Source organism: Streptomyces sp. NBC_00442, assembly GCF_036014195.1.
Lineage (GTDB): Bacteria > Actinomycetota > Actinomycetes > Streptomycetales > Streptomycetaceae > Streptomyces.
Genome location: NZ_CP107918.1, coordinates 2,558,046 through 2,571,902 on the forward strand (window position 1 = coordinate 2,558,046; position 13,857 = coordinate 2,571,902).

The 13,857-nt window shown below is 71.5% G+C and carries 9 protein-coding genes and 1 pseudogene; 3 read left to right on the top strand and 7 right to left on the bottom strand.

Annotation, left to right across the window (positions count from 1 at the left end; genetic code table 11):
• Window positions 1–14: 14 nt before the first annotated feature.
• Window positions 15–2,435: an ABC transporter permease gene (locus tag OG432_RS11350; protein ID WP_328310383.1), complete on the bottom strand. Its 2,421-nt coding sequence runs from the start codon at window positions 2,433–2,435 to the stop codon at window positions 15–17.
• Entirely contained in the window at window positions 2,435–3,202 is a 768-nt protein-coding gene (locus OG432_RS11355; protein WP_328310385.1) for an ABC transporter ATP-binding protein, read from the bottom strand. Before OG432_RS11355 ends, OG432_RS11350 begins: the two co-directional genes overlap by 1 nt.
• A 111-nt stretch (window positions 3,203–3,313) precedes the next feature.
• Between OG432_RS11355 and OG432_RS11360 the strand changes: the two genes are divergently transcribed.
• Both OG432_RS11360 and OG432_RS11365 read left to right on the top strand, forming a co-directional pair.
• The gene (locus OG432_RS11360) at window positions 3,314–4,534 is read left to right on the top strand and encodes a sensor histidine kinase (RefSeq protein ID WP_328310387.1); all 1,221 of its coding nucleotides are present in this window, start codon (window positions 3,314–3,316) and stop codon (window positions 4,532–4,534) included.
• Window positions 4,519–5,167: pseudogene (locus tag OG432_RS11365) on the top strand (response regulator). The gene OG432_RS11360 and the pseudogene OG432_RS11365 overlap by 16 nt, the downstream one beginning before the upstream one ends.
• Window positions 5,168–5,194: 27 nt before the next feature.
• Here OG432_RS11365 and OG432_RS11370 read toward each other — a convergent pair.
• From OG432_RS11370 to OG432_RS11385, 4 genes are all read right to left on the bottom strand, one after another.
• On the bottom strand, window positions 5,195–6,673 hold the full coding sequence (locus OG432_RS11370; protein ID WP_328310389.1) for an AI-2E family transporter: 1,479 nt from the start codon (window positions 6,671–6,673) through the stop codon (window positions 5,195–5,197).
• A gap of 169 nt (window positions 6,674–6,842) precedes the next feature.
• Window positions 6,843–7,556: a transglycosylase SLT domain-containing protein gene (locus tag OG432_RS11375; protein ID WP_328310392.1), complete on the bottom strand. Its 714-nt coding sequence runs from the start codon at window positions 7,554–7,556 to the stop codon at window positions 6,843–6,845.
• Window positions 7,557–7,940: 384 nt separating this feature from the next.
• Window positions 7,941–9,263 carry a PhoH family protein gene (locus OG432_RS11380; RefSeq protein ID WP_328310394.1) on the bottom strand — a complete coding sequence of 441 codons (1,323 nt, stop codon included), beginning with the start codon at window positions 9,261–9,263 and terminating at the stop codon, window positions 7,941–7,943.
• A 741-nt stretch (window positions 9,264–10,004) separates the two neighbouring features.
• Window positions 10,005–10,766, bottom strand: coding sequence for an isoprenyl transferase (locus tag OG432_RS11385; protein ID WP_114037243.1), 762 nt, complete (start codon window positions 10,764–10,766; stop codon window positions 10,005–10,007).
• 136 nt (window positions 10,767–10,902) lie between these two features.
• Between OG432_RS11385 and mgrA the strand changes: the two genes are divergently transcribed.
• Complete coding sequence (gene mgrA / locus OG432_RS11390) at window positions 10,903–11,940, top strand: L-glyceraldehyde 3-phosphate reductase (protein ID WP_328310399.1); 1,038 nt, start codon at window positions 10,903–10,905, stop codon at window positions 11,938–11,940.
• Window positions 11,941–12,306: 366 nt separating this feature from the next.
• On the opposite strand, the gene OG432_RS11395 is transcribed toward mgrA, so the two are convergent.
• Window positions 12,307–13,854, bottom strand: a complete 1,548-nt coding sequence (locus OG432_RS11395) for a DUF2079 domain-containing protein (RefSeq protein WP_328310401.1) — start codon at window positions 13,852–13,854, stop codon at window positions 12,307–12,309.
• Window positions 13,855–13,857: the final 3 nt, after the last annotated feature.

Below are 13,857 nucleotides of genomic sequence, written 5' to 3' on the forward strand. Positions count from 1 at the left end.
TGCGCGCTCGGCGATCACGGGCCGGGCGTGCCGGCCGGATCTGGCCGGCGCGGGGTCGTCGCGCTTCCCGCGCGCAGGGTCCGCCAGGTGACGGCCACGTTCGCCGTGACCGCAAGGACGAGGGAGCCGAGGATCACCGCGGCGATCGCGGACAGGTTCAGGTGCAGCCCGACCCGCGCGGAGGTCGCCTGGGACAGGCCGGATGCCATGCCGGCCAGCGGGCCGAGCGAGACCAGGACGCCGAGGGCGGCGCCGACGGCGACGACGAGGGCCGTCTCGACGACGGAGCACAGCAGGAGCTGTCGTACCGTGCCGCCGACCGAGTTCATGACGGCGAAGTCGCGGCGCCGGCTGTGCGCGGTCATGGCCATGCTGTTGGCCACGGCGATCCCGCTGTAGCCGACGGCGATGACGATCAGCATGGCGGCAAGGCTGTCGGTCAGCTTCGAGTCGGTGGCGTAGTCGTCGAGCGCGAACCGCACCGCGTCGTGCACCGTCGTGCCGGGCACGACCGAGGCGGGCTTCGCCTTCCCCGGCACGAAGATGTCGTCGGTGAGCGCCGCCGGGTCGTGCTCCCGCACCAGCTGACGCGCCATCACGAAGTCTCCCCGGGCGGGATCCTCGGGCAGGACCCGAGCGATGCGCACCGTCACCGTGGCACCGTCGGCGAACCTCACCGCGTACGCGTCACCGGCCCGTACGCCCAGGAAGTTGGCCATCCTCTCGCCGAGCACCGCCTGGCCCGGTCTGTCCCAGCGGGCGTCGCGCGAGCCGAGCGCGTCGATGACGGTGAGCGTGCCGTCCTTGCCGCGGACGAAGGCCCGGGTCGGCAGCGCGGCCCTGCCCACCGGGTTGGCGGCGACCACCTCGTCGGTGTTGCCCGGGGTCTTGTCCGGCGTGACGATGACCTGCCCTGCGAGCTTGAGCGCGTCGCCCGCCGGGTACGCCACGCGCATCGTCTCCACCATGCCGCTGAGCAGGACGGCGAAGCCGACCGCGGCGATGACGGGGGCCGCGAGTGCCGCGGCCCGGCGGGGGTGGGAGCCCAGCTCGGCCCGCACCAGAAGCAGAGCGGCCGACCCGGACCGCTTGAACGGGGCCGTGAGCGCCCGGCCCACGGGTCCGGCGAACACCGGGGCGAGCAGCGCCGCCGCCACGATGAGCGCCATGGTCGCGAAGATCGCCACGTTGATCCGCGTATCGGCGCCGACCGTTGCGGTGCCGATCGTGAGCGCCCCGCCGAGGCCGAGCACGGTGAGGCCGCCGACCCAGCGGGCACGGGTCATCGTCCGGCTCGTCCTGCTCTCCAGGAGGGCCTCGACCGGCGCCACCCGCGCGGCCGTGCGGCAGGCCGACGCGGCGGCCAGGACGCTGATGCCGACGCCGATCGTGGCCGCCGTGAACAGCGGCCACATCGCCACCCGCACGGTGAGTTCCGGCGGCGTCACGCCGAGGCCCTGCACAATGCCGCGGAGCAGGGGCGCGGCGGCGATGCCCGCCAGGCAGCCGGCCAGCGAGCCCAGCAGACCCATGAGGGCCGCCTCGCCCAGGATCATGCGGCGCACCTGGCGCGCGGACGCGCCGATCGTGCGCAGCAGGCCGATCTCCCGGCACCGCAGCCCGGTCGCGAGGGCCAGCATGGACGCGACGACGAACACCGTGGTGAACAGGGCGAGCGTCGCCATCGCTCCGATGAGCTGCGTGCCGAGGAACCGCTTGTGCTCCACATATGCGGGCTGGAGCGCGGAGCGCCCCTCCCCGCTGACCACGGCGCCCCGGTCGCCGACGACGTTCTCGGCGCCCGCCGTGATGTCACCGGCGGACGCGCCCTTGGCGGCGAGGACCGCGATGGCGCCGACGCCCGGCTGCTGCGTCGCGGCGAAGCCGTCGGTGAAGTAGTAGCCCGGCCCGTCGACGGTGCCGACCACGCGGAACGCGGTACGCCCCTTGGCGATGTTGACCGTGAGCTTCTCGCCCGCGGTCACGCCGAGTCCCCCGGCCACGACGACCTCGTCGGCCGCGGCCGGCGGCCGCCCGGTGACGAGTCGGTACGGGGCGAGGCGTGTGCTCGACCAGCCGTGGCCCGCCACCAGCGCTCCTTCGTCCTCGGCCGGCTCGCCGTCGAGGAACGCCTGCGCGTAGAACGAGCGGTCCGCCACCACGGAGGCCACTCCCGGCACCGCGCTCAGCCCGTCGATCAGCGGCCGGGCCTCGTCGGCGCTCCACGGCACCCGGTCCTGCGGAGTCCGGTCCTGGTCGACCGCCTGACGGGGGAGGGCGAGCGCGGCGGCGGCCGAGAGGCGGGACTGGACCCGGGGGCGGGAGGAGTCGTAGATGATCAGGGTGGTGGTGATGAGTGCCACGCCGACGAGCACGGCGACGAAGGCCGCCAGAAAGCCGGTCCAGCGTTCACGGACGTTCGCGAAGACCAGCATCACGCCTCCAGGCCCGTCATGTGCGCGGCGATCGAGGCCGCGTTGCCGCCGTCCACGTCACGGCCCAGGCCGATCCGGTCCGCGATGCGGCCGTCCTTGAGGAACACGACCACGTCGGCGAACACGGCGGCCACCGGGTCGTGGGTGACCATGAGCGTGGTCTGGCCCTCCTTGTCGACCAGGAGGCGCATCATCCGCAGCACCTCACGCGAGGTGGTGGTGTCCAGGGCTCCGGTGGGCTCGTCGGCGAACAGGACGTCCGGCCGCGTGACGAGGGCGCGGGCGAGCGCGACGCGCTGCTGCTGGCCGCCGGACAACTCGCTGGGCCGATGGCCGGCCCGCTCCGCGAGCCCGACCGCGGCGAGCGCGGCACCGACCTGCTCCCGGCCGACTCCGCGCCCGGCGAACCGGGACGGAAGCTCCACGTTCTGCGCCGCGGTGAGCGATTCGACCAAGTTGAACGCCTGGAACACGAACCCGATGTGGTCGCGCCGCAGTTCGGTGCGCCTCTTCTCGCTCTCCTGGCCGATGTCGACGCCGGCCAGCATCACCCGTCCCTCGGTGGGCCGGTCCAGGCCGGCCGCACACTGCAACAGCGTGGACTTGCCGGAGCCGGACGGGCCCATGATGGCGGTGAACGTCCCGCGCGGAAACCCGATGGAGACGCCGTCCAGCGCGGCGACCGAGCGGTCTCCGGTCCCGTAGATCTTCCGGACGCTCAGCAACTGAACCGCGTCCGCCGTGGATGTCTGCCTGGTAGTGGTCACGGGGTCGACTTCAGCGGACCGGCCAGGTCAACCACATTGATCCGCGCACTACTTCAGGAGTAGAGCCAGCTCTACCGCGGGGGAGCGAGCGCCTGACATACCGTTGGCCCCATGCGTCCCAGAACGGCTTGGCAGGCGATGGCTCAGCGTCCGCTGAGCTTCCTGACCTCCAGTTGGCCATGGCGGTCCCTGGCCTATCTGGCCACCGGTGTCGTGGTCGGCGCCGCGGCCGTCGCGGTGTTCGTGACCGGACTCGTGGCCGGGCTCGTCCTGCTGGTGGTTCTGGTCGGCGCGGCGCCCCTGGTCGGCGTCGTCCTGTCCTCGATCACCGTGGCGGCGGTCGAGCGGCGCCGGCTGCGGCTCATCGACCTCGACGCGATGGCGAACCCGCACCGGAGCGTGGCGGAGCCCGGTCCGCGCGCCTGGGTGTCGGCCCGTCTGACCGAACAGGTCACCTGGCGCGAGCTGCTCTTCACGCTCATCTCCGCGGCGGCGCTGTGGTGGCTCGACCTGCTGGTGCTCGCCTTCTCCTTCGGTCTGCCCGCGCTGACCTTCGCGTCGGCCGACCGGAGCAGCTGGCCGTGGGCGGTCTTCGGCGCCGTGGTGCTGCTGGCCTCGCCGTACACCGTGACATCGTGGGCCGGTGCGCGCGCGGCGCTCGCCCGGACCTTCCTCGCCCCCCGCGACGGCGAGCTCGGCGAGTCGCTGCGGGAGGTGCACGCGTCGCGGGCCCGGCTCATCGACTCCTTCGACGCGGAGCGCGTACGCATCGAACGCGACCTGCACGACGGCGCGCAACAACGGCTGGTCGCGCTCGGCATGACGCTCGGTCTGATGCGCCTCGACATCCCCGAAGGGTCCCCTCTCACCGCCCAGCTCACCGAAGCCGAGCATCAGCTCTCGGTCGCACACCAGGAGTTGCGCGGCCTGATCCGCGGGCTCAATCCACCGGTCCTCGCGGATCACGGCCTGGTCGCCGCGGTCGAGGACCATGCGGGCCGTTTCCCCATTCCCGTCACCGTCGATCTCCGGCTGCCGGGACGGCTTCCACGGCAGGTGGAGACCGGCGTGTACTTCCTGATCAACGAGGCCATGACCAATATCGCGCGACACAGCGGCGCCCGGAACGCCACCGTGCACGGCCGCTACCACTCAGACCTCTTGGTCCTGGAGATACGGGACGACGGGCTCGGCGGCGCGGATCCGGCCTCCGGCACGGGCCTGACCGGCCTGGCCGACCGGCTGACCGCCCTGGACGGCCGGATGCGGGTGTCCAGCCCGCCGGGCGGCCCGACCCTTCTGCACGTGGAGATTCCATGCCACTTCGGGTGATCGTCGCGGAGGACGCGGTCCTGCTGCGTGAGGGTTTGATCGGTCTGCTCCAGCGGTTCGGGCACGAGACGCTCGCCGCGGTGGGCGACGCCGACGCGCTCGTCGAGGCCGTCCACCGGGACCGGCCGGACCTGGTGATCACGGACGTACGGATGCCGCCCGCGAACGCCGACGACGGGCTGCGTGCGGCCGTCGCCCTGCGCGAGGCGCACGAGGGGGCTGCCGGTCCTCGTGCTCAGCCAGTACGTCGAGCGGTCGTACGCCGTCCGGCTGCTCGACTCGTGCGGCGGCGCCGGGGTGGGCTACCTGCTGAAGGAACGGGTCGGCGCGGTCGCCGACTTCATGACGGCCCTCGAACGCGTCGCGACCGGCGGGACCGTGGTGGATCCCGAGGTGATCCACCAGCTCGTCAGTCTGCGCCCCGACCCGCTGGAGCGGCTCAGCGCCCGGGAGAAGGAAGTGCTGAGCCTGATGGCGGAGGGGAGGTCCAACGCCAACCTCGCGGCGCACCTGTTCGTCAGCGAAGCCGCCATCAACAAGCACATCGGCAGCATCTTCACCAAACTCGATCTGCCGGTGTACACGGAAGGTCATCGCCGGGTCCTGGCGGTACTGGCGTTCCTGAGAGCCTGACGCGGCGGCCGTACGGGGACCGGCCGCCTACTCCCGCTCGCCTCCGGTCGCGGCGGGCACCGGCGCGGCCGGCGGGCCCTCGACGGCCTGGGCGCTGCGCAGGGCGTTGTCGCGGGCGTACTTGCGCAGGTAGCCGACCACCGTGTTGGTGACCGCGACCAGCGGGACCGCGACGACGGCGCCGCCGATGCCGCCCACCAAGCCGCCCGCAGCCACCGAGAGGACCACGGCGAGCGGGTGCACCCGCACCGCGCGGCCCAGGATGAAGGGCTGAAGCACGTGGCCCTCGATCTGCTGCACGGCCAGGACCACGAGCAGCACCATCAGGGCGTTGAACACCCCGTCGGTGACCAGGGCGACCACCACGGCGAGCGCGCCCGAGACGACCGCGCCGACCAGCGGGATGAAGGCGAACAGGAAGATGAACACGGCGAGCGGCACCGCCATGGGCACGCCCAGGAAGTAGATGCCGATGCCGATGCAGATCGCGTCGATCAGGGCCACTATCACCGTGCCGCGCACATAGGCGGTGAGGGTGCGCCAGGCCTTGGGGCCCGCGCCCGCGACGCCCGGCCGGGCCGCCGCCGGGACCAGGTTGAGGACCCACTGCCAGATCTTCGGGCCGTCGTACAGCAGGAACAGCGTCGAGAACATCGCGAGCAGTATGCCGGTGAGCACCTCGACGAGGACCGTCACGCCTTGGAGCCCGGCCGAGGTGATCTCGTTGGTGTTGGCCCCGATGGTGTCGCTGAGGTTCTTGGCGATCTGGTTGATCTGGTCCTCGGTGACGTGGAAGGGGCTGTTCAGCGCCCAGCGCTTGAGCTCCTCGATGCCGGCCCGCACCTTGCTCGACAGGTCGTCGAGGTTGTCCATGACCTGCCACACCACGAACCAGCCGACGAGGCCCATGATGACGAACCCGGAGATCGCGGTGACCGCGGTGGCCAGGCCCCTCGGCAGCCCCATGCGCTTGAGCCGCGCCACGGTCGGCTGGAGCAGCGCTGTGATCAGCAGCGCCGCGACGAACGCCAGGACCACCAGGCTGACCGCGCTGATGATCTGCGTCAGTACGTAGATGGCCCCGGCCAGCACGAGCAGCCGCCAGCCGACGGCGGCCGCGACCCGCATGCTCCACGGCACGGCGTCGACCGGATCGGGCCGGGCGGCGACCGCTGGCGCGTACGAGGGCGGCGGCGGTACGTGTTCGGGGGCCTGCTCGTCCGACGCGTCGGGCCCGGCCGACGCATCGGCCCCTTCGGCCACCGGGTCCGGGGCGGGGCCGGCCTGCACGGGAGCGGAAGGCGGGACGGCCGAAGGGCCGGGAGGCGACGGCCGAGGACCGGACGGCCGGGCGTGGGACGGCGCGGGGTCGGTCGGCACGGGTTCGGGGATCACCGAGTCGGGCCCGGTGTCGGCTTCCGCCTCCGCCCGGCGCTCCTCAAGGCGCTCCCCCATCCGCGTGAGACCGGCGCCGAGCCGTCCGAGCAAACTGGGCACTCTCGACATGATCCCGCCGTTTCCCTTGTCCCCGCAGTTGAGTCTCCCCACCGCCTACCCCCGAACCGTGCAGCTGACCGTACACGGACGGAGCCCCGCACCGAAGGACGGTGCGGGGCTCCGGAAGGTTGAGCGGTCCCGGGCTGTTTCTGTGCCGGGCCGGCCTACCGAACGATCTCTAGTACCAGCTGTGGGACTGCCAGTACGACCAGGCGCCGCAGGGGCTGCCGTAGCGGTCGTTCATGTAGTTGAGACCCCACTTGATCTGCGTGGCCGGGTTGGTCCGCCAGTCGGAACCCACGGAGCTCATCTTGGAGCCGGGCAGCGCCTGGACGAGGCCGTAGGCGCCCGAACCCGAGTTCGTCGCCGTGTAGTTCCAGCTCGACTCGTTGTTCACGATGTGGCTGAAGCACTGGAACTGGCCCGCCGGCACTATCTGCCGGGCGATCGACTGGATCTCGGAGATCGAGTAGGAGCTCTTGACCGCGAAGTCGGTCCGGTCGGCGGAACGGCTTGCCGCCTCCTCGGTCTGCAGTTCGCGGGCCTTGGCGTCCTTTTCGGCCTTGTCGGCCTTCTCCTTGTCCGCGGCGTCCTTCTTGGCCTTGGCGTCCTGCGCGGCCTGAACGCGCGCGGTCTCCTCGGCGGACTTCTTGGCCGCGGCACTGGCCTGGGCGGACTGCGCGTCGGCCTGCTGCGTCAGGGACGCGGTCTGAACCTGCGCCTGCTGTCCTGCGGGGATGTCCGCCAGGAGCGTCGAATCGGCGGCGGTGGCCTCGAAGTTGTCGTTCGAGGCGGCGGCGGGGCTGCCTGCGGCAACGCCGACGACGGCGCCAACGGTGGTAACCGCAGTGGCAGACGCCACCGCGAACCCCCGGACCGAGATCCGGCTCACACGGTTTCCTTCCAGCAGCGCCCGCACGGGTGACCTCGCGGACGCAATCGTGCCCCTGGCTCTCTCCTCCCAACTGCTGGGTCACGGGAGGATCTGACCCGGTGGGCAACTCCCTTGCGGGAAGTGCCGCGTGATACGCGGGCGGCATACGGCTCAGCTATTGAGTTGCGTGGGTACCGGGGTACCCGGATACAAGGGTGCCGTATGCGGGGCCTGACGGATGCAAGACTCTGCCGGAAGCCGGCACCGCGAAGCAATTCCCGATCGCGTGGGAAACCTCACACCGCGTTCACCCCTCGAATTAGCCCCGATCACCCGCACATGAAGGCGCCGCCCGGCTAAGCTGCTGCGCTTGCCCGGCGGCGCCAACTGGTGCGTACAGCCTCAGATGGAGACGTCCTCCAGCATTTCGGTCACCAGGGCGGCGATCTGCGAGCGCTCGGACCGGGTGAGGGTGACATGCGCGAACAGCGGGTGCCCCTTGAGCTTTTCGACGACCGCCACGACACCGTCGTACCGGCCGACCCTCAAGTTGTCGCGCTGGGCCACGTCATGGGTGAGCACCACCCGCGAGTTGGCCCCGATCCTGGACAGAACGGTCAGCAGGACGTTCCGTTCCAGCGACTGCGCCTCGTCCACGATCACGAAGGCGTCGTGCAGGGAACGCCCCCGGATGTGGGTGAGCGGCAGGACTTCGAGCATGCCGCGCGAGGTGACCTCCTCGATGACCTCACGGCTCGTCACCGCGGACAGCGTGTCGAAGACGGCCTGGGCCCAGGGGCCCATCTTCTCGGCCTCGGACCCCGGCAGGTAGCCGAGTTCCTGGCCGCCCACCGCGTACAGCGGCCGGAAGACCATCACCTTCTTGTGCTGCCTGCGCTCCAGGACCGCTTCCAGGCCCGCGCAGAGCGCGAGCGCCGACTTGCCCGTACCGGCCCGGCCGCCCATCGAGATGATCCCGATCTCGGGGTCGAGCAGCAGGTCGAGCGCGATGCGCTGCTCGGCGCTGCGGCCGTGGATGCCGAACGCCTCGCGATCGCCCCGCACGAGCTTGACGTTGCCGTCCGGCGAGACCCGGCCGAGCGCCTTGCCGCGCTCGGAGAGCAGCACGAGGCCGGTGTGGACGGGAAGCTCGGCCGCCTCGGGTACGTAGAGCGTCTCCTCCTCGAAGAGCAGATCGACCTGTTCGCCGCTGAGCGGCAGTTCGGCCATGCCGTTCCAGCCGGAGTCGGTGATGGCCAGTTCCGCGCGGTACTCCTCCGCGAGCAGCCCCACCGACGACGCCTTGATCCGCAGCGGCAGGTCCTTCGACACGACGGTGACGTCGTATCCCTCCGCCTGGAGGTTCCGGGCGACGGCGAGGATCCGGGAGTCGTTGTCCCCCAACCTGTAGCCGGCGGGCAGTACGCCGGGATCGGAATGGTTCAGCTCGACACGGAGGGTGCCGCCGAGCTCCCCCATGGGGATGGGGGCGTCGAGGCGTCCGTACCGGACCCGGAAGTCGTCGAGCAGGCGCAGGGCCTGCCGGGCGAAGTAGCCGAGCTCGGGATGGTGCCTCTTTGCCTCCAGCTCCGTGACCACGACGATGGGGAGCACCACTTCGTGCTCCTCGAACCGGGTCATCGCGTTGGGGTCGGCCAGCAGGACGCTGGTGTCGAGGACGTAGGTGCGCCGGTCGGGCATGCGGCGCTTTGTGCTGGTCACCACGGAAGGACGTACCCCCTCGTAAGAGGCGCATGAGAACGAGGTGCGACGGCGTCGCGGAAACGGGGACCGGGCTTCGACCGCGCTGCGCGGGCCGAGCTCCGGCCCTCCACGTCGCCCGCGCGCGATGCGCGGTCGTCCTGGTGCAAAGGGCCTCCCGGGCGGGTGGCGTTGCGGCCACCCACTGAGATCCGACGCCCGTGGGCCGGGCGTCGACCTGGGAGGGTTATGCCCTCGAACAAGCGAAGCCACACCCGCCCCGCACCCGAAACCCGGGCCCCCGGGGCTCTGCCCCGGACCCCGCTCGCGCGTTTTCCCACCCACCCACCCGTGCGGCAACTCCGAAGGTGCGGCCCCCCTGGTGCTCCGCCCCAGCCCCCGACACGTTCACCCACCCACCCGCCCGTGCGGCAACTTGAGGGCCTCGGCTCCCTGGGGGCTCCGCCCCCAGACCCCCGTTCGCGCCTGAAGGGCGCTCGTCCTCAATCTCCCCCAAGGCCTTAAGGGCCAGGGGGGACCCCCATGACAGGCTGAGGATGCCCATGCGGGCCGGCACCGAGTAGCTAAGGGGCGCGGGGAACTGCGCGAGAAGGGGGCACGGTCCGCACCCGAAAGCGAACCGGGGTTTTAGGGGCGCGGGGAACTGCGCGGCCAGCCGTCCACGGCCCGCGGACGAAAGCGGGGTCAAGGGGCGCGGGGAACTGCGCGAGCGAGCCTCCACGACCCGCGCCCGAAGGCGCACCCTCAGGTGCCGTACCTCCGATGCCGCGCAGCGTAGTCGCGCAGGGCGCGCAAGAAGTCGACCTTGCGGAAGGCCGGCCAGAAGACCTCGCAGAAGTAGTACTCGGAGTGCGCGGACTGCCACAGCATGAAGCCGGACAGACGCTGCTCACCACTCGTGCGGATCACGAGATCGGGATCGGGCTGCCCCCGCGTGTACAGGTGCTCCGAGATGTGCTCGACATCGACGATCTCCGCGAGCTCCTCGAAGGACGTGCCCTTCGCCGCGTGCTCCAGCAGCAGGGAGCGGACCGCGTCCGCGATCTCCTGGCGCCCGCCGTAGCCGACGGCGACATTGACCAGTATCCCGTCGATGTCGTGCGTGGCCTGCTCGGCCTCCTTGAGCACCGCCTGGGTGTGGCCGGGAAGCAGATCCGCGTTGCCGACGTGGTGCACCCGCCAGCGCCCGTCCGCCGCCAAGTCCCGTACCGCGTCCTCGATGATGCCGAGCAGCGGGATCAACTGGTCCTCGGGGCGGTCCAGGTTGTCGGTGGAGAGCAGCCAGAGGGTGACGACCTCGACGTCCGTCTCGGCACACCAGCCGAGGAGTTCCTGGATCTTGCTGGCGCCGGCCTGGTGGCCCTGCTCGGGGCTGCGCGCCGATGCCTTGGCCCAGCGCCGGTTGCCGTCCAGAATGACGCCGATGTGCTTGGGCACCTGGTCGTGGTCGAGGCGGCCTTCCACCCGGCGCGCATAGAGCCTGTAGACCAGGTCGCGCAAACTCACCGATTTCACCCTCTCGTTGCCTTCCGGGGGCCCGCCGCCGCCCCGCACACCGGCCGCCCCAGGGAAAGCACAGTACTGCGCACGGGTCATGGCGGCCCAACTCGGTCTGTCACAAGTCCGTGATAAGCAGGGAAACGTGACTGAATCGCTCCGCTTCCTCGCCGCCGCCGACCGCTACGACTCCATGGAGTACCGCCGCACGGGCCTCAGCGGCCTCAAGCTGCCCGCCGTGTCGCTCGGCCTGTGGCACAACTTCGGTGACGACCGCGCCCTCGAAACCCAGCGCGCGATCCTGCGCCGCGCCTTCGACCTGGGCGTCACACACTTCGACCTGGCCAACAACTACGGCCCGCCGCCCGGCTCGGCCGAGCTGAACTTCGGCAAGATTTTCGGCCAGGACTTCGCTCCGTACCGGGACGAGCTCGTCATCTCCACCAAGGCCGGCTATCTGATGCACCCCGGGCCGTACGGCGAGTGGGGTTCGCGCAAGTACCTGATGTCGTCGCTGGACGCATCGCTCAAGCGGATGGGTCTCGACCACGTCGACATCTTCTACTCGCACCGCTTCGATCCCCACACTCCGCTGGAGGAGACGATGGGCGCGCTCGCCTCCGCCGTCCAGCAGGGCAAGGCGCTGTACGTGGGCGTCTCCTCCTACAACAGCGAGCAGACCGGGCAGGCGGCGCGCCTGCTGCGGGAGATGGGGGTGCCGGCCCTGATCCACCAGCCCTCGTACTCCATGATCAACCGCTGGACGGAGCAGGACGGCCTGCTCGACACCCTGGAGGCGGCCGGCATGGGCTGCATCTCCTTCGCGCCGCTCGCCCAGGGCCTGCTCACCGACAAGTACCTCTCGGGCATCCCGGAGGGCTCGCGCGCGGCCCAGGGCAAGTCCCTGGACCCGAACCTGCTCTCCGATGACGTCGTACGCCGTCTGCGCGGCCTGAACGACATCGCCGCCCGGCGCGGCCAGTCGCTCGCGCAGCTGGCGCTGACCTGGGTGCTGCGCGATCCGCGCATGACGTCGGCGCTGATCGGCGCGTCCAGCGTGCGGCAGTTGGAGCAGAACGTGGCGGCGCTGGCCGGACCGGCGCTCACCGACGCGGAGTTGAAGGAGATCGACACCTTCGCCGTGGACACCGAGGGCACCAACATCTGGGCCGGACGCGGCTGACGCACTGCTGCCGCGCGGGGCGGCGCGGGGCGCCGGAAATGAAAAAACGGGCCGGTCCGTGGGGGGGATACGGACCGGCCCGAGGGGGGGTTTCCACCATAACCCTTCGTAAGTACTCCTGGGTGCCACGGCGCTCCAGAACTACGCTCCGAAACCGGGCCAGTACGGTTTCGCGGTCCCTCGCAGGGGTGACCCGGACCCCGGACCCGGCTTGACCGTGCAGGTCACAGGGGTTGCCGCCGCGCGAAGGCGGGGCCGGCGGCCGCGTCGGCGGGGTGAGAATTCGCTCCGGGTGTGCTTCACCCCACTGGCGCAAGGGCGGCGGCGCCGCGTGACTGTGCGGTGCCACCCCGTACACGACAGCGCTTACTTCGCGGGCCCTCGGGCCGCCGCGCGACGCAGCAGCGAGATCCCGTCCGCCTGTGCCACCCGTACGTATCCGTACCGGGCGAGCGCGAGGGCGTACTCCCGTTCCTGACGGTCCGCCGGATAGGGCCAGGTGCCGGGCGGGTACGGCCAGGACGGCGCGGGACGGCGGTCGTAGGCGATCCACTGTGCCGTGGGGCGCGGGACGGAGCGGTCCTTCTCGTACAGCTTGCCCGCCACCGGGAACGTCGGGAACAGGACGACCGTTGCGCGCGAAGTGAGCTGGGGCGCAAGGCGGTTGGAGGCGGCGACGGTCGCGCCGTCGGGGATGTGCCGCAGCAGGCCGCGTACGGCGAGGACGTGCGGGTCGGTGCGCCAGGTGGAGCGGTGGGCGACCTGGGCCAGGGGGAACGACGGCGCGAGGACCAGGGTGACGGCGGCGACGGTCGCGAGCGAGGCCCGCACATGGCGCCGGGCGAGCGGATCGCCGGCGGCGGCGTAGGGACGCAGGGCGTCGACGAGGGCCGCGAACACGACGGGCATCAGGACGGCCGTGTAGTGGAAGGCGGTCCCCCAGTGGAAGGCGTTGGTCGACAGCATCCGCCAGCCGAGCGTGGGCGCGGCGATCAGGGCGAGCGGCGAGCGCAGGGCGATGAGCGCGGCGGGCGCGAAGACCAGAACGAGGGTCGTCGCCTTCACCTCCGGGCGCACCGCGTCCAGCGGCGCGAGCAGGAGCGTGGTGAGGAGCGAGTGGTGGGCGGGTGCGAGGTTCGCGGCGTGTGCGTAACCGCCCGCCGGGTTGAAGAAGGGCAGCGCCACCTTGAATTCGAGGGCGCTGCCCAGGAGGCCGAGCGCGGCGGTGGCCAGGCCGAGGCGGCGCGGTCCGCGCCAGGCCACGTACGCCCCGATCGCGGCCAGCGTGAGCCCGAGGTCCTCCTTGACCAGGAGCAGCGGCACGCCCCAGGCGACCGCGCGCCGCCAGTTGCGGCGGGCCAGCGCTTCGAGGGCGTACGAGACGAGCGGGACCGCGAAGCAGACCTCGTGGAAGTCGAAGCCGACCGCCGAGGCGATGCCCCAGCTCAGCCCGTATCCGAAGGCGATGACGTGGGCGGCTCCGCGGCCGATGACCCGCGCGGCCTGGCGCGCGAGCGGCACCACGGCGAGCGCGAGCAGCGCGGCCTGCGCGAGGAGCAGCGTGTACGGGGAGGGGGCGAGGCGGTACAGGGGGGCGAGGACGGCGAGGACGGGGTGGAAGTGGTCACCGAGGAGGTTGAAGCCGTCGCCGCGCAGCGGGGCGACGGGCGCGTCGAGGCGGGCGTAGGCGCGCACCGCCTGTTCGAAGATGCCGAGGTCGTAGCCGGTGGTGCGGACCAGCGCCTGGCGGCGGGCGGAGACGGTGGCGTACAGGAGGAACAGCGCGGCGGCCCACCCCCACCACAGGAGGGCGGGCCGGCCGACGCGTACGCGCGGGATGCGGAAGGCGACGGGCAGAAGCGTGGTCGGCGACTGGATACGCCGCTCTACCCTTTGGTCAGCAATTGTCCCCATATG